This window comes from Profundibacter amoris (genome assembly GCF_003544895.1).
Lineage (GTDB): Bacteria > Pseudomonadota > Alphaproteobacteria > Rhodobacterales > Rhodobacteraceae > Profundibacter > Profundibacter amoris.
In genome coordinates this window covers 783448-798490 of record NZ_CP032125.1, presented here as the reverse complement: position 1 = coordinate 798490, position 15043 = coordinate 783448, and the positions used below count along the sequence as shown (strand labels likewise).

The window sequence follows — 15043 nt, the reverse complement described above, 5'->3', positions numbered from 1 at the left end:
AACACGCAACGGGGTTAGCATCATTTCAAACCCGCGAACAGGCCCACGCCCCGCCTTTAACATGCGTCTTGATAATGTTCGAACTGCTGTGTGTGATGGCGGGTTAGTGAACGATCCGCTCGATCGCCCGCATCATGCCCATTGATTTATTATAAACCAGCGTCAGGATACGGCGTCCACCCGTGCGGGTGGCAAGCGTCGGCACGCTGCGCACAACGCTGGCAGCGGCGGTGGTGGCCAAGAAGCCACGGCGTGTCATTTTAGCACTCATGTTTTACCCTCGGTAGTTGCGAGTAGTTCTTATCTGGGGGCGCAAGGCAGGTTTTTCAACCCTTCCCCCTTGCCGCCCCGCCGGTTTTGCGGTTTCTATTCGTCCATGAATACACCCAGATACACCCCGCTGATCACCTCGCTTCCTGCCACCACGCCCTTCGTTGGCCCCGAAGTGCAGGAACGCGCCCGTGGCCGTGCTTTTGCGGCCCGCCTTGGCGCGAATGAAAACGTATTCGGCCCCTCGCCCAAGGCGATCAAGGCGATGCAGGACGCGGTGCCGGAAACATGGATGTATGGCGACAGCGCCAGCCATGATTTGCGCGAAGCCTTGGCCGCCCATCACGGCGTCACAATGGACAACATCGTGATTGGCGCGGGCATTGACGGGCTGCTGGGGTCCTTGGTGCGCATGACGGTCGCGCAGGGCGACAGGGTGGTCACATCCGCCGGCGCCTACCCCACCTTCAACTACCATGTGAACGGCTTTGGCGGGGAACTGGTGCAGGTGCCGTTCAGGAATGACCATGAGGATCCCCACGCCCTGATCGCCAAGGCAACCGAGGTAGAGGCAAAACTGGTTTACCTTGCCAATCCCGACAACCCGATGGGCACATGGCACAGCGCCGAAATGGTCAGCGACATGATCGACCGCTTGCCCGATGGCTGCCTTCTGGTGCTGGACGAAGCCTATGTCGAATTCGCCCCCGAAGGCACCGCGCCACCGATCAACGGGGACGACCCCCGCGTGATCCGTATGCGCACCTTTTCCAAGGCCTACGGCATGGCCGGTGCCCGTGTCGGCGCCGCGATCGGCCACAAGGGGTTGATCGACAGCTTTGCCAAGGTGCGCGACCATTTCGGCATGAGCCGCATATCGCAGGCCGGAGCACTGGCCGCCCTGCTGGATCAGGATTACCTGCAACAGACCCTTGCCAAAGTCGCCACCGCGCGCGACCGGATCAGCGATATAGCGCGCACCAACGGGCTGATGCCCCTGCCCTCGGCCACCAATTTCGTCACCATTGATTGCGGTCGTGATGGCGATTTTGCCCGCGCCGTGGTGGCCGAAATGATCGAGCGCGATATTTTCATCCGAATGCCCTTCACCGCCCCCGAGGATCGCTGCATCCGCATTTCCGCCGGCACACCTGCTGATCTTGACCTGCTGGAAACCACCCTGCCCGCCGCATTGGACGCCGCCCGCAACAAATCTGTGTGAGGCGCTGGAATTCTCGCAAGCGCAGGTATATGTTTGCGCTAACACAGCAAAGGATTGACCATGTCAAAAGCACAGATCGGCGTTTACGGGTTGGGAACCATGGGCAGCGCCTTGGCGCTGAATATGGCGGAACACGGGTTTCAGGTGGCGGTGACCAACCGCGAAGTAGACTGGATCGCGCCGTTTATGCAAGAGGCCGGTGATCTGGCGAAAAACCTGCATCCCTTTGATACATTGGAAGAATTCATTCAGGGCCTTGCCACCCCGCGGGTGATCCTGTTCATGATCCCTTCGACCAAGCCGATGGACATGATGATCGAGGCCGTGACACCCTTGCTGGAACCGGGTGACACCATCATTGACGGCGGCAACGCCAATTTCCACGACACACGGCGGCGCAGCGCCTTGATGGCGAAACAGGACCTGCATTTCGTCGGCATGGGCGTTTCGGGCGGCGAAAGCGGTGCGCGGCACGGGCCGTCCATGATGGTCGGTGGCACGAAACACAGCTGGACCCAGCTAAAACCGATCCTGCAAGAGATTGCCGCGAAATATCAGGGCGACCCCTGCGTTGACCACCTTGGCCCTGACGGCGCGGGGCACTTTGTGAAAACCGCGCACAACGGCATCGAATATGCGGACATGCAGGCGATTGCCGAAATCTATGCGCTGTTGCGCGATGTTACGGGGTGGGATGCCCCCCAAATCGGCGCGCTGTTTGAAGGCTGGAACGATGGCCCGCTGCACTCCTACCTGATCGGGATTTCCGGCAAGGTGTTGCAAGCCACTGACCCCGAAACCGGCAAGCCGGTGGTCGATCTGATTGTCGATCAGGCGGGGCAAAAGGGCACCGGCCGCTGGACCGTGATCGAGGCGTTGAAACTGGGCCAGTCCGCCAGCGCGATCGAGGGCGCGGTTGGTGCCCGCGCCTGGTCCGCCGAAAAGGAAACCCGCAAGGTGGCGCAAGGGCTGCTGACAGCGGGAACCATCCCCGTCGATCTGCCCGATGCCGACGATCTGCAAGCCGCCCTTTTGGCCGCCCGCATCCTTGGCCACGCGCAGGGGTTTCGCGTGCTGCAAGCGGCCTCTGACGAATACGACTGGTCCCTGAACTTGCCCCGCATCGCTGAAATTTGGCGCGCGGGCTGCATCATCCGCTCTTCCCTGCTGGACGACCTAGCCGACGCTCTGCGCAGCGACCCGCCCCAAGGCGAACTGATCCTCGCCCCCGCCATCCGCGCCAGTCTGGACACCACCATCGCGCCCCTGCGCCGCGTGGTGGCCAGTGCGGTGACCAACGGCATCCCCGTGCCGGCTCTCACCGGTGCATTGGCGTGGTATGACAGCATCCGCACCGCACGCGGCAGCACCAATCTAATTCAGGCCCAGCGCGATTTTTTTGGCGAACACGGCTTTATACGGATAGACAAGGACGGTGTGCAACACGGACCCTGGAACAGCTAAATGACCGACATCACCCTTGACGCCATCAAAGCCGCACAACAACAGATCGCGGGGCAGATCATCCACACGCCAATGCTGGAATTGCGCCAGCCAGGGCTGGAGGAACTTTTGCCCAAAGGCTCCCGGGCGATGATGAAGCTGGAGCTGTTTCAAAAAGCCGGATCGTTCAAGGCGCGCGGCAACCTGTTGTCGGTACAGGCCCTGACCCCTGATCAACGCGCCGCAGGTGTGACTGCGGCCAGCGGCGGCAACCACGCGCTGGCGCTGGCATGGGCGGCGCAGACGGCGGGCACCTCGGCCAAGATCGCCATCCCCAAAACCGCCGATCCGATCCGCATTGATGGCTGTCGCGCTCTGGGCGCCGAACTGGTGCTATGCGACGATATTCACGAAGTTTTCGCGGTGATGGAGGAAATCGCCGAATCCGAGGGCCGCACCGTGATCCACCCGTTCGAGGGCTACAATATGTCCCTTGGATCGGCCACCTGCGGGGCGGAAATGTGCGCCGATGCCGCAAATCTGGATGTGGTAATCCTGCCGGTTGGCGGCGGCGGGCTGATCAGCGGCATGTCAAAGGCGCTGAAACTGCTGAACCCCGACATCGAAATCTACGGGGTCGAACCCTTTGGTGCCGACAGCATGTTCCGCAGTTTCCGCGCTGGCAGGCCCGAACGTCTGGAAAAGGTCGATACAATCGCCGATTCCCTCGGCTCGCCCACCGCTCTGCCCTATTCCTATGGGCTGACCCGCGAAAACGCCACGGATATTGTGCGCGTCCACGATGACGATCTGCGCGCCACCATGCGCCTGATGAACAGCGCCCTGAAACTGATGGTCGAGCCCGCCTGCGCCGCCTCGCTCACCGGCGCGCTGGGACCACTGAAAGAACATTGCGAGGGCAAGAACATCGGCCTGCTGGCCTGCGGGGCCAATATCAGCCGTGACCGGTTTATGAAGCTGGTTGGCTAAATGACCCGCTGACGATTAGAAGAACATTTGTCGCTACCTGTCATCAACCTCCAACATTCTGGATCAAAATTGATATTCAGCGTTTCCAAGATAGCTTGATATCAGGCAAGCCTTCTTCATTGTCGCCATCGCTGCGAAAAACTTCCACAAACCCTTCGCGGGTATAGAACGCCAATGCTTTTGTATTGGCCGCAAATACCCAGAGGCTGACTTCATCAAGGTCTTCTCTGGCCAAATCAAGCAGCTCTTTACCAACACCCTTGCGGCGCGCCGACGGGTCCAAATAAAGCGCTGTGATATCACCCCCATCACGAATGCAAAATCCCACGACTCGCCTGTTCTCTATCGCAACCCACCCCGCGGTCTGATCTAGGCGGCCACGCCAGAATTGCTGCATCGAAGGCTCGCTGTGCAGCATTGGCATCCAGTTTGTCTCGTCAATCCAATGGCGCAGAATCTTGACGCAAGAGTTCGCATCGTCTGGTGTGGTTTTACGATACTCGACCATTGTGGCAATCCTTTTCCTATCGATGATAACCATACATCCGTTTTTCACGCTGGCAACGCAACTCAGCCCAACCTTCCAAATGGCCATGGGCTTCGCCCGTTATCGCCTTAAACGCTCCCCCAGAGCGTTTTCAAAGACGGCTCAAACTCCGCGCCGCAGGCATAAAATCTCTTATCCCGCCCGTAACGACAAACTGCCACATCGCATTTTCACACCAGCGGTGTCATGTCCCCGATCCAACCCCAACCAAAAGGACGCCTGTAATGAAACAATCACTGTTGATGGAAAAATACCCCACTTTCGATCTGCAAATCAGCAAAGACGAAACCTCGCTGACTTCGGTTGACGAAATCCTTGCCGCACTGAAGGTCAACATCGACGCCCACCCCAAAGTGGCCTACATCGGCATTTTCGACCACCTGAGCCACACAAAATTCATCGACGGTGAAATCGCGCCGGAAATCGTGGATGCGAAAAACATCCTGTTCTGCTTTGGCGTCAAACTGCCCAACCCGCGCGTTCTGGCCGTGCGCCCGCGCTCGATCGGTGTGACCGATATGGGTGATCACTTCCACATCTCGTTCATGGAGCCACCCATGCCGGTGGCCACGGACGCTATGGAAGAATGGTGCAAGGCGCTGGCGGACAAGGCCTAAAGGACAATACCTGCAAGCGTCTGAATGATCAGGCGCTTGCCACCACCCGTGCCGCCGCCGAAAGCGCGCCGTCACCATGCTCGATGCCCAGCGCATCCATGCCCGCCTCGATCACACCCAGCACGCCTAATAGCATATGCGCGTTCACATGGCCCATGTGGCCGATGCGGAAAAACCCGTGCCAGGCTGGATCCCCCGGCGGGGCCATGCCGATACCGATGCCCAGTGTCACCCCTGCCTTTTCACTGACCCAGTCGCGCAGCGCCGTGCCTTCCGGTGCGCCGATGCGCACCGCTGTCACCGCATGGCTGCGCTTGTCCGCATCCGCGATGTTCAACTCGGCAGGCCCCCGCGCGCCCCATATGTCAAACGCCGCCCAGACCGCCTGTGCCAGCTTGGCGTGACGCGCCCATGCGGCCTCCACCCCTTCTTCGTGCACCAGCATATCCAGCGCCTCGCGCAGGGCAAAGATATGGTGCGTCGGGGCGGTACCGGCGAAATACTGGTAGAAATCCTCGGGCTGCGCCCGTGGTCGCCAGTCCCAGTAATAACTGACCAGATCCACCTTTTCCCGCGCCGCATCCGCCTTGTCGTTGAAAAACACAAAGCCCAGCCCCGGCGGCACCATGATCCCCTTTTGCGAGGCAGCAACCGCCACATCGACACCCCATGCGTCCATCTCGAACCGCTCGACCCCCAGCGAGGCAATGCAATCCACCATCAGCAGCGCGTCATGCCCCGTCCGGTCCATCACCGCCCGCAGCGCCGGAATATCGTTGCGCACCGAGGTCGAGGTGTCCACATGCACCGCCATCACCGCCTTGATCCGGCCTTCGGTATCGGCGCGCAAAACCGCCTCGGCCTGCGCCAAATCAATGTCAGACCGGTTGCCGTAATCCAGAATCTCCACCTCGGCCCCCAGCCGTTCGGCCATATTGGCCCAGCCAAGGCCGAACAGGCCGGTTGCCAGCACCAGAACCTTGTCCCCGCGTGACAGGACATTGGCCAGCGCGGCCTCCCACACGCCATGACCATTGGCGATATAGATGGTGGCCTGATGCTGCGTGCGCACCACGGTTTTCAGGTCGGTTATGATACTGCGCACCGTATCGGCCAGCGCCCCGCCATAGATATTGGGCGCGGGCTGGTGCATCGCCTGCAACACCCTGTCGGGCACCACAGATGGTCCGGGAATGGCAAGGTAGGGGCGGCCGTGGGATAGGGTCATGGGGGGATTCTCCAGATAGGTTCTTGCCGACGCTATTGCCTTGCCTTGCGGGCGTCAATTCCGCATGCCGTTTCTTTGACCTGCCCGTCAAAAGCAAAAGCCCCCGCAAAATGCGGAGGCTTCAAAATTACATGTTTTTGTCAATACCTATTGCAGCGACAGCGCCACAAACCGCGGCTCGCCAGCACGACGCACCAAAAGCAACAGCGATTTGCGACCGGCCTCTTTGGCATCGGCGATGCGGGCTTCCAGATCAGCCACAGTCGCGACCTTTTGCTGGCCGGCTTCGGTGATCACATCCCCCGCGCGCAGACCCTTTTCAAAGGCTTGCGAGGCTTCGTCCACATCTTTGACAACCAGCCCTTGCGCATCTTCGGGCAGCCCCAGTTGCTGGCGCAGCTCATCCGTCATGCTGGTGACAATCAGTCCAAGGACACCCTTTTCGACAGGGGCTTGAGGTGTTTCACTTTCACTTGCCGGCACGTCACCTTCGGCTGTTTCACGGCGCCCAAGTGTGATTTTCAGCGTCTGGGTTTTACCATCGCGCAACACCACCACGCGGACTTCTTTACCAACCTGTGTATTGCCGACCTGCCGCACCAGTGCGCGGGTGTTGGGCACCGGAACACCGTCAAATGCGGTGATCACATCCCCTGATTTGATACCGGCCTCGGCAGCCGGACCTTCGGGAACATCCGTAACCAATGCACCGGCGGCTTTATCCAGCCCCAGTGCTTCGGCAACATCATCTGTCACGTCCTGAATGCGCACCCCCAGCCAGCCACGGCGTGTTTCGCCAAATTCCTTAAGCTGGTCCACAACCCGTGTCACCACGTTCGAGGCCATTGAAAACCCGATCCCGATCGAGCCGCCATTCGGCGACAGGATCGCGGTGTTCACGCCGATGACTTCGCCGTCCATGTTAAAAAGTGGACCGCCCGAATTGCCGCGGTTGATGGCGGCATCGGTTTGCAGATAGTCATCATAAGTGCCGGACAATTCACGATTGCGGGCCGAAATGATCCCGGCAGAAACCGAGAACCCCTGACCCAGCGGGTTGCCCATCGCCATCACCCAGTCGCCAACGCGCATGATATCGCTGTCCCCGAAAGAAACGAACGGCAAAGGCTTGTCGCTTTCGACTTTCAGCAGGGCAATATCGACCTTGGGATCGCGGCCAATCAATTTGGCTGGCAGAACCTCGCCCGAGAAAAACTCGATCTCGATTTCGTCCGCTTCGGCGATAACGTGGTTGTTGGTGACAATATAACCGTCTTCGGAAATCACGAACCCCGAACCAAGCGCCTGTGAACGGCGGGGCGGGGCACCGTTGCCGCCACGATCCATGAAGTCACGAAAGAAATCCTCGAACGGGGATCCTTCGGGAACAACAGGGCCTTGGCCCATCGGGGCGGCGATTGTGGTGGTTGTGGTGATATTCACCACCGACGGGCTGATCCTTTCAGCCAGATCGGCAAAGCTGTCCGGGCCGCTGCGGGCATGTGCCATAACGGCCTGTAGCACAAGCAGCATCGCCGCAAGTGCCAGAAATCCGGTTTTATGAATGAACGAACTGGCCTGCCTGTTTTGCGCGACCGATTTGGAAATAGCCTTGGGTATCACGTCTAAGGGCTCCTTATCTTGGGTTCAAAAGACACACTGCACGGCGATACACCGCATTATTGCCTGTTGTCCTATAGATAGGCTTAAATCCGCAGAACACAAACCCCCCTGTGAGAATTCAAGCGGTTGTGAAGTGTAATTCAGCCAAACCCCCTGGAAAACCACACCAGCGCAACCCCCAAAGCCACCGCGACCAATCCGATCCGGCGGCGGGTTTCCAATGGCATTTCTTTCATTGTCTCAAGCAGGGACTCTACAAGCCAAGGGGCCAGTGCGTACACCAGCCCCTCGATCACCAATACCAGCCCGAAGGCCAGAATGATTTGCTCCGTCATTCAGGTGTTGCCGTTTTCAGATAGTTGAAGAATTCGCTATCCGGCGACAGAACCATCGTCGAATTGTTGCCCTTCAACGAATTGCGATAGGCCGAAAGCGAACGGTAGAACTGGAAAAACTCCTGATCCTCGCCATACGCCTTGGCGAAAATCGCATTCCGCTTGGCGTCCGCCTCGCCACGAATGATTTCGGCTTGCCGTTTGGCATCGGATACCAGTTCAACCACCGTCCGGTCGGCCTGCGCCCGAACCCGCTGTGCGGCCTCGGCGCCACGGGCGCGTTCATCCGTTGCTTCGCGCTGGCGTTCGGCACGCATTCGGCCAAAGGTGGCTTTCAGGTTTTCGGGTGGCAAATCGGTGCGTTTCAGGCGCACGTCGATGATTGTTACCCCCAAACTGCGGGCTTTGGCGGCCGCACCATCGCGGATTTTCTTCATCAACGCGGCACGATCCACACTCAGGATATCATTGGAATTGACCGACCCCAGAACCTCGCGGGTTTGGGCGCGAAGGATCGAATCCAGACGCGATTGGGCTGTGCGAATACCACCGGCACCTACGGCCTGACGGAATTTGTTCACATCCGTGATCCGGTAACGGGCAAAGGCGTCAACCACCAGGCGGCGATCGTCCAGCGGGGTGATCTGCAATTCCGGCGTGTCCAGCGAAAGGATACGGTCGTCATATTTTACCACTTCCTGAATCAGCGGGATCTTGAAAGCCAGACCCGGATCTTCCTTTACGGCAACGACCTTGCCGAATTGCAGCACGAGCGCCTTTTCTTTTTCTGTAACCACGAAAACCGAGGACAGCGCCACGATTACGGCCACAAAGGCGATTGGCAGTATCAATGTTGACTTACGCATCAGTTGTTCCCTCCGCTATTACGCCGTAACTCGTTCAGCGGCAGATAGGGCACAACACCCTGCCCCCCTTGCGTATTACTATCCAGAATAATCTTGTCGACATTGCCCAGCACTTCTTCCATCGTTTCCAGATAGAGCCGCTGGCGGGTGACATCCGGGGCTTTCTGGTATTCCGAAAGAACGGCTGTAAACCTGCTGGCTTCACCTTCGGCCTCGTTTACCACCCGCGCACGATAGCCCTCGGCAACCTGCAGGATTTGCGCGGATTGACCGCGCGCCTCGGCCTGTTTCTTGTTGGCGTAGGCGTCAGCCTCTTTTTCCAACTGGTCGCGTTCCTGTTCGGCTGCTTGCACATCAAGGAATGCCGCGATCACCTCTTTCGGGGGATCGGCGCGGTCAAAGTTGACCCGCACAATGTTAATACCGCTGTCATAGCTGTCGAGTGTGAACTGGATCAGCTCTTGCAGCTTGCTGGCAATCGCGCCGCGATCCCGGTTCAGGATCGGGGCCAGATTCGACTGGGCGATGATCTCGCGCATAGCCGATTCCGAAACGGCTTGAATGGTCAGATCAGGATTTTCCAGGGTGAACAGGAATTTGGCGGGATCATTGATGTTCCACACCACCTGAAAATCGATATCGACGATGTTTTCGTCCCCTGTCAGCATCAGACCGGCGTCGCCGCCGCGATTGCCAACACCGATATCAACCGTACGTTCACGCGTTACGATCACCACTTCTTTTGAGACAACCGGCCAGGGCGCAAAATTCAGACCGGGATTGCCGGTTTGCGAATATTTTCCAAGGAACAGTTCAACCGACTGCTCTTCCGGTTTGACCGTATAAAACGACGCAAAGCTCCAGACCACTGCGGCCGCCAGCAAACCAAGGCCGATGGTGCCTTTGGTCAACGCAGGTCCGCCAGGCTGGCCACCTTGGCCGCCACTGCCGTTGCCGCCGCGTCCGCGACCGCCCCCCATCAGGACGCGCAATTGCTCCTGACCTTTTTTCACAATTTCTTCGAGTTCGGGTATTTGTGGCCCGTCCTGTCCGGGACGTTTGCCACCACCGCCGCGATTGTCATCGCCGCCGTTGTTGCCGCCTCCACCCCAGGGTCCGCCGTTATTTCCAGCCATTGAGCTTCCTTATGTTCAGATACTTAGCCTAACCTGTGTCTTGTATAGGCGATTTTCAAGCCGTCTGCACCGGTGTATTTTACGCAGTGCGTGTCGGCACCTTCATTGTCACCAGTTCTTCGGTCATTGTCGGGTGAACCGCAACGGTGCGGTCAAAGTCTTCTTTGGTCGCGCCCATCTTGACGGCAATCGCCGCCAGCTGGATCATTTCGCCCGCATTATCGGCCACAATATGACAGCCCAGCACCACACGGGTGGCCTGTGACACGATCAGTTTCATCATCACGCGGTCTTCGCGTTCGGCAAAACCGGTCTGCATGGCGCGGAAGGTGGCGGAATAGACCTCGATCGGCTCTTGTTCGCGCGCTTCTTCCTCGGTCATGCCGACCGTGCCCAGTTCGGGCTGGGTAAATACGGCGCTGGCGACCAGCTCGTGATCCGCTTTGGTCGGTTTGCCGTGAAACACGGTATCGACAAAGGCCGCCCCCTCGCGGATCGCAACCGGTGTCAGATTTATCCGGTCGGTCACATCGCCCACCGCGTAAATCGAGGGCACAGCGGTTTGTGAATAGTCATCAACGATGATTTCGCCGCGACGGCCCAGTTCAACACCGGTGTTTTCCAGCCCCAGATTGTCAGTGTTGGGCACCCGTCCGGTGGCATACATCACCGCATCAAAATGGTGGTCATGGCCGGTGGTGCATTTCACGAACAGCCCCTGATCATCCTTTTCGATTTTCATCACATCAGTGCCGACATGCAGGTCCACGCCCCGCTCGCGCACCAGATCGGCGACATGGCCCCGGGCCTCGTCATCGAACCCGCGCAGGATTTGCGCGCCGCGATAGAATTGCGTCACCTCGACGCCCAGCCCGTTCAGGATGCAGGCAAATTCGCAGGCAATAAACCCGCCGCCAACGATCAGGATAGAACGGGGCAGTTTTTCCAGATTGAAAATGTCATTCGAGGTGATCGTCAGATCCGAACCTTCAAAATCCGGCGTAAACGGACGCCCGCCAACCGCAATCAGGATGTGTTTCGCAGTAAAACTCTCGCCGCTCGACAACCTGACCGTATGCGCATCCACCATTTCGGCGCGGGCATTGAAAATCTCGACACCTGACTTGGCCAGATTGGTGCGATAGATGTTTTCCAGCCGGTCCAGTTCGGCGTCCAGTTTGGCCTTGAAATGCGGCCAGTCAAACGTGCCGATGCTGGCATCCGACCAGCCATAGGCGCGCGCATCCGCATTGGCGCCACTATAGGCCGAGGCAAACACCATCAGTTTTTTGGGCACGCACCCGCGAATGACACAGGTGCCGCCCATGCGGTATTCCTCGGCCAGCGCAACCTTGGCCCCGGCCTCGCTTGCGGCCAGACGCCCCGCGCGCACCCCGCCCGAGCCGCCGCCAATGACGAAAAGATCATAGTCAAATTTCATAATGTTCGCGCCCTTTTGAAAAGGTTAGTCGGTCAGATCGGTGAACAGGTTTTCATTCTCGACAAAGTCGATCCGGTCTTCCTGCACCGTGCCCGCGTTTATATCCCGCACTTCGACTTTGCCATCTCCGTAACCGATCACAACCGCATCACAAATGTCGATAAACAGCCCGTTCTCCACCACACCGGGGATCTGGTTGATCACCAGCGAAAACTGGCGCGGGTTGCCTATACGGTTCAGATGCAGGTCCAGAATGTGATTTCCTTCATCCGTAACGAAAGGCACATCGCCATTCATCCGCAGGGTCACATTATTGCCCAGCACATCCATGCTGACCAGCGTTTCCTCGACCAGCGCCTGCGTGGTCTGCAAGCCAAAGGGGATCACCTCGATCGGCAGCGGGAAAGCGCCCAGCGTTTCCACCCGTTTGGAAATATCGGCGATCACCACCATCATATCCGAGGCCGTCGCGACGATCTTTTCCTGCAACAACGCACCACCACCGCCTTTGATCAGGTTCAGGTTGCCGTCATATTCGTCGGTGCCGTCAATGGTGACATCCAGCCACTTTGCCTCGTCCAGCGAGATCACCTCGATCCCGACCTGACGCGCCAAATCGGCGGTACGGGTGGATGTTGGCACCCCCTTGATCTTCAGGCCGTCTTCGCGCACCATTTCGCCCAGACAACGCACCATCCACGCGGCGGTCGATCCGGTGCCAAGCCCGACACGCATGCCGTCCTCGACATACTCCACAGCCCGTTTGGCAGCGACAAATTTGGCCTTGTCGATTGGCGATAGTTCTCCGGTCATAATATGCGACTCCCCAGTTGTTGGCAGGGTTATACGGGATCAAATGCGCCACGGCGAGGGGCAATTAGGACGCATTTGGTGTTTTCATTTGGCCAATGACCCGCTGCATCAAGGATACCAACTGCGCGCGTTCACTCGCTGACAAGCTGCCAAGCGCGATTTTATTCTGCGCTTTGGCCGCCGACAGCGCCCCGTCCCGCATTTCACGCGCCTTGTCGGTCAGGTAAACCAGGCGGGCGCGTTTGTCGCTTTTGTGGGCGCGGCGCGTGATCAACCCGTCGCGCTCCATCCGTTTCAGGGTGTTGGCCATCGTCGCCTGCTCCACATCCAGATGCAGACGCAGGGTCTGCTGGGTGATCCCGTCCTGATCCCACAATACCAGCAAAGTCATAAATTGCGCAGGCGCCAGCCCCAGCGGTTCGATCCGCCGGTACAGCCCTTTTTCAAACAAGCGGGCCATGTGGTTGGCCAAATATCCGGCGGATTGGGTTTTAAAATCTGTCATGCGGGTAAATTAGCACTTGCATAGCATGCTATGCAACCTCTATCTGTATAGCATGCTATTCATATCTGGAGATTCTCATGAAACATAAGCTTCACGCCATTGCCGGCACCACCGCCCTACTGACCATCCTCACCTTCTGGGTCTCGACACTCATATCCGAATTGTTCGGCAGCCACGCCCAGATCACATCGGTCAAAACCTTCGTTCTATATGGTATGATCTTGCTGATCCCCGCGATGATTGCGACGGGGGCCAGCGGCGCATCCCTTGGCAAAGGCTGGAAACTGCCCGTGGTCGGGCGCAAAGCCAAACGGATGAAGATCATCGCCGCCAACGGCATCCTGATCCTGATGCCCAGCGCCTTCTTTCTGGCGTCAAAGGCCCAAGCGGGCGCGTTTGATACGATGTTCTATGTCGTGCAGGCCGCCGAAATCATCGCGGGGGCCATCAACATCACCCTGCTGTCGCTAAATATGCGCGACGGGTTGGCCCTGCGTCGTCGCCGCAAATCGGCAGCTAAATAACAAAGCACCGCATCACACTGTTTGCCTGTCGTTTTTGGACTTGCTTTGCCGCCGCCTTATGCGTTCATGGCCTTTGCAAAGAATGACAAAGGAAGCGGCGCGGATGTTTCTCAGCGTGTTTGACATGTTCAAGGTGGGGGTCGGCCCCTCGTCCTCCCATACCATGGGTCCAATGGTGGCGGCTGGGCGGTTTCTGGACCTGCTGCGCGCCTCGCCGTTTCAGGCGCACGGGTTGCGGGCCTCGCTGCACGGATCCCTTGCCTTTACCGGCGTTGGCCATGCCACCGACCGCGCTACCATTCTGGGGCTGGCCGGTTTCCTGCCCGAAACCTACAACGCGGAACAGGCCGATGCGGCGCTGGCGGATATCAAAGCGCAAAAACGGGTCCGGCCCGATGGCCTGCCCGCGCTGAAATTCGACCCCGCCCGCGATCTGGTTTTCGACTATGACCACCCCCTGCCCGGCCATGCCAACGGCATGATCCTGATGGCAACGGACGCACAGGGCGACGTGGTGTTACAGGAAACCTATTATTCCATCGGCGGTGGCTTTGTTGTGACCGAAGCAGAACAGGCGCTGGAGCCGGTTCTGGACGCCCGCGACGCCACCCGCCCCTATCCGTTCGAAACCGCGCAAATGATGCTGGATATGGCCGCCAAAAGCGGCAAATCCATCGCCGAAATGAAACGCATCAACGAACTGGCCTATATGGGCGCGCAGGAATTCGAAACCCGCCTTGCCCGCCTGTGGGACGCGATGAACGCCTGTATCGACCGCGGGCTGTCCACCGGCGGCACCCTGCCCGGCGGACTGAACGTCAAACGCCGCGCCCGTGACATCCACCAGTCCCTGCAGGCCGAAGCCGGCCTGAACCTGACCGCCCCCCACACCATCAACGACTGGATGTGCGTTTATGCCATGGCGGTAAACGAGGAAAACGCAGCCGGCGGACAGGTCGTCACCGCCCCCACCAACGGCGCGGCGGGTGTGGTGCCCGCCGTGGCCCGCTACTGGCTGGACCATGTGCCCGGCGCCACGCCCGCGCGCATCCCCGAATATCTGCTGACAGCCAGCGCCATCGGCGGGCTGATCAAGCACAACGCCTCGATTTCCGGCGCGGAATGCGGCTGTCAGGCTGAAATTGGCTCGGCCTCGGCGATGGCGGCGGCGGGCTTGTGCGCGGTGCTGGGCGGCACACCGCAACAGGTGGAAAACGCGGCCGAAATCGCGCTGGAACACCACCTTGGCATGACCTGCGATCCGGTCAAGGGGCTGGTGCAGGTGCCCTGTATCGAACGCAACGGCCTGGGCGCGATCAAAGCGGTTTCCGCGGCATCCCTTTCCATGCGCGGCGATGGCACCCATCTGGTGCCGCTGGATTCCTGCATCGAAACCATGCGCCAGACAGGTGTGGACATGAGCGAGCGCTACAAGGAAACCTCGCTTGGCGGGCTGGCGGTGAATATCCCGAACTGTTAAGAA

At 59.0% G+C, this 15043-nt stretch carries 16 protein-coding genes; 6 read left to right on the top strand and 10 right to left on the bottom strand.

Annotated features, from left to right (window positions below; genetic code table 11):
- Nucleotides 1-103: 103 nt before the first annotated feature.
- A complete protein-coding gene (locus BAR1_RS03965) occupies nt 104-271 on the bottom strand; it encodes a Tat pathway signal protein (protein ID WP_118941818.1) in 168 nt (55 codons plus the stop codon).
- A 105-nt stretch (nt 272-376) separates the two neighbouring features.
- Here BAR1_RS03965 and BAR1_RS03960 point away from each other — a divergent pair, with 105 nt between their 5' ends.
- Genes BAR1_RS03960 through BAR1_RS03950 form a run of 3 tightly spaced genes read left to right on the top strand, consistent with a single transcriptional unit; the run spans nt 377 to nt 3925 of the window.
- Complete coding sequence (locus BAR1_RS03960; protein WP_118944333.1) at nt 377-1492, top strand: pyridoxal phosphate-dependent aminotransferase; 1116 nt, start codon at nt 377-379, stop codon at nt 1490-1492.
- Nucleotides 1493-1552: 60 nt separating this feature from the next.
- Nucleotides 1553-2956, top strand: coding sequence for an NADP-dependent phosphogluconate dehydrogenase (gene gndA, locus BAR1_RS03955; RefSeq protein ID WP_118941817.1), 1404 nt, complete (start codon nt 1553-1555; stop codon nt 2954-2956).
- Nucleotides 2957-3925 (top strand): threonine ammonia-lyase, encoded by a 969-nt coding sequence (locus BAR1_RS03950; RefSeq protein WP_118941816.1) that lies wholly within the window; start codon nt 2957-2959, stop codon nt 3923-3925.
- A 76-nt stretch (nt 3926-4001) separates the two neighbouring features.
- Here the strand turns inward: BAR1_RS03950 and BAR1_RS03945 are convergent, their stop codons facing one another.
- Nucleotides 4002-4520 carry a GNAT family N-acetyltransferase gene (locus BAR1_RS03945; RefSeq protein ID WP_118941815.1) on the bottom strand — a complete coding sequence of 173 codons (519 nt, stop codon included), beginning with the start codon at nt 4518-4520 and terminating at the stop codon, nt 4002-4004.
- Nucleotides 4521-4696: 176 nt separating this feature from the next.
- Here BAR1_RS03945 and BAR1_RS03940 point away from each other — a divergent pair, with 176 nt between their 5' ends.
- Nucleotides 4697-5089: a DUF6858 family protein gene (locus BAR1_RS03940; RefSeq protein WP_118941814.1), complete on the top strand. Its 393-nt coding sequence runs from the start codon at nt 4697-4699 to the stop codon at nt 5087-5089.
- A gap of 28 nt (nt 5090-5117) precedes the next feature.
- Here the strand turns inward: BAR1_RS03940 and BAR1_RS03935 are convergent, their stop codons facing one another.
- The 8 genes from BAR1_RS03935 to BAR1_RS03900 all read right to left on the bottom strand — a co-directional run bounded on the left by BAR1_RS03935 (nt 5118) and on the right by BAR1_RS03900 (nt 13036).
- Nucleotides 5118-6317 (bottom strand): pyridoxal-phosphate-dependent aminotransferase family protein, encoded by a 1200-nt coding sequence (locus BAR1_RS03935; protein WP_118941813.1) that lies wholly within the window; start codon nt 6315-6317, stop codon nt 5118-5120.
- Nucleotides 6318-6464: 147 nt separating this feature from the next.
- Complete coding sequence (locus BAR1_RS03930; RefSeq protein ID WP_407681523.1) at nt 6465-7940, bottom strand: DegQ family serine endoprotease; 1476 nt, start codon at nt 7938-7940, stop codon at nt 6465-6467.
- Nucleotides 7941-8080: 140 nt separating this feature from the next.
- Nucleotides 8081-8275, bottom strand: coding sequence for a DUF2065 domain-containing protein (locus BAR1_RS03925; RefSeq protein WP_118941812.1), 195 nt, complete (start codon nt 8273-8275; stop codon nt 8081-8083).
- Complete coding sequence (gene hflC, locus BAR1_RS03920) at nt 8272-9141, bottom strand: protease modulator HflC (RefSeq protein ID WP_118941811.1); 870 nt, start codon at nt 9139-9141, stop codon at nt 8272-8274. The genes BAR1_RS03925 and hflC overlap by 4 nt, the downstream gene beginning before the upstream one ends.
- Nucleotides 9141-10277 carry an FtsH protease activity modulator HflK gene (gene hflK / locus BAR1_RS03915; RefSeq protein ID WP_118941810.1) on the bottom strand — a complete coding sequence of 379 codons (1137 nt, stop codon included), beginning with the start codon at nt 10275-10277 and terminating at the stop codon, nt 9141-9143. Before hflK ends, hflC begins: the two co-directional genes overlap by 1 nt.
- Before the next feature lie 79 nt (nt 10278-10356).
- Nucleotides 10357-11718, bottom strand: coding sequence for a glutathione-disulfide reductase (gene gor, locus BAR1_RS03910; protein ID WP_118941809.1), 1362 nt, complete (start codon nt 11716-11718; stop codon nt 10357-10359).
- 24 nt (nt 11719-11742) lie between these two features.
- Nucleotides 11743-12531, bottom strand: a complete 789-nt coding sequence (gene rpiA, locus BAR1_RS03905; RefSeq protein WP_118941808.1) for a ribose-5-phosphate isomerase RpiA — start codon at nt 12529-12531, stop codon at nt 11743-11745.
- Between the two features lie 64 nt (nt 12532-12595).
- Nucleotides 12596-13036, bottom strand: coding sequence for a MarR family winged helix-turn-helix transcriptional regulator (locus BAR1_RS03900; RefSeq protein ID WP_118941807.1), 441 nt, complete (start codon nt 13034-13036; stop codon nt 12596-12598).
- Between the two features lie 77 nt (nt 13037-13113).
- Between BAR1_RS03900 and BAR1_RS03895 the strand changes: the two genes are divergently transcribed.
- Together BAR1_RS03895 and BAR1_RS03890 are read left to right on the top strand one after the other, a co-directional pair.
- A complete protein-coding gene (locus BAR1_RS03895) occupies nt 13114-13560 on the top strand; it encodes a hypothetical protein (protein ID WP_118941806.1) in 447 nt (148 codons plus the stop codon).
- Between the two features lie 103 nt (nt 13561-13663).
- The gene (locus BAR1_RS03890; protein ID WP_118941805.1) at nt 13664-15040 is read left to right on the top strand and encodes an L-serine ammonia-lyase; all 1377 of its coding nucleotides are present in this window, start codon (nt 13664-13666) and stop codon (nt 15038-15040) included.
- Nucleotides 15041-15043 lie beyond the last annotated feature (3 nt).

What these genes read in the sequence shown, in the direction of transcription:
- BAR1_RS03965 (WP_118941818.1), bottom strand. Translation starts at nt 271, where the DNA reads ATGAGTGCTAAAATGACACGCCGTGGCTTCTTGGCCACCACCGCCGCT.
- BAR1_RS03960 (WP_118944333.1), top strand. Translation starts at nt 377, where the DNA reads ATGAATACACCCAGATACACCCCGCTGATCACCTCGCTTCCTGCCACC.
- gndA (WP_118941817.1), top strand. Translation starts at nt 1,553, where the DNA reads ATGTCAAAAGCACAGATCGGCGTTTACGGGTTGGGAACCATGGGCAGC.
- BAR1_RS03950 (WP_118941816.1), top strand. Translation starts at nt 2,957, where the DNA reads ATGACCGACATCACCCTTGACGCCATCAAAGCCGCACAACAACAGATC.
- BAR1_RS03945 (WP_118941815.1), bottom strand. Translation starts at nt 4,520, where the DNA reads ATGGCCATTTGGAAGGTTGGGCTGAGTTGCGTTGCCAGCGTGAAAAAC.
- BAR1_RS03940 (WP_118941814.1), top strand. Translation starts at nt 4,697, where the DNA reads ATGAAACAATCACTGTTGATGGAAAAATACCCCACTTTCGATCTGCAA.
- BAR1_RS03935 (WP_118941813.1), bottom strand. Translation starts at nt 6,317, where the DNA reads ATGACCCTATCCCACGGCCGCCCCTACCTTGCCATTCCCGGACCATCT.
- BAR1_RS03925 (WP_118941812.1), bottom strand. Translation starts at nt 8,275, where the DNA reads ATGACGGAGCAAATCATTCTGGCCTTCGGGCTGGTATTGGTGATCGAG.
- hflC (WP_118941811.1), bottom strand. Translation starts at nt 9,141, where the DNA reads ATGCGTAAGTCAACATTGATACTGCCAATCGCCTTTGTGGCCGTAATC.
- hflK (WP_118941810.1), bottom strand. Translation starts at nt 10,277, where the DNA reads ATGGCTGGAAATAACGGCGGACCCTGGGGTGGAGGCGGCAACAACGGC.
- gor (WP_118941809.1), bottom strand. Translation starts at nt 11,718, where the DNA reads ATGAAATTTGACTATGATCTTTTCGTCATTGGCGGCGGCTCGGGCGGG.
- rpiA (WP_118941808.1), bottom strand. Translation starts at nt 12,531, where the DNA reads ATGACCGGAGAACTATCGCCAATCGACAAGGCCAAATTTGTCGCTGCC.
- BAR1_RS03900 (WP_118941807.1), bottom strand. Translation starts at nt 13,036, where the DNA reads ATGACAGATTTTAAAACCCAATCCGCCGGATATTTGGCCAACCACATG.
- BAR1_RS03895 (WP_118941806.1), top strand. Translation starts at nt 13,114, where the DNA reads ATGAAACATAAGCTTCACGCCATTGCCGGCACCACCGCCCTACTGACC.
- BAR1_RS03890 (WP_118941805.1), top strand. Translation starts at nt 13,664, where the DNA reads ATGTTTCTCAGCGTGTTTGACATGTTCAAGGTGGGGGTCGGCCCCTCG.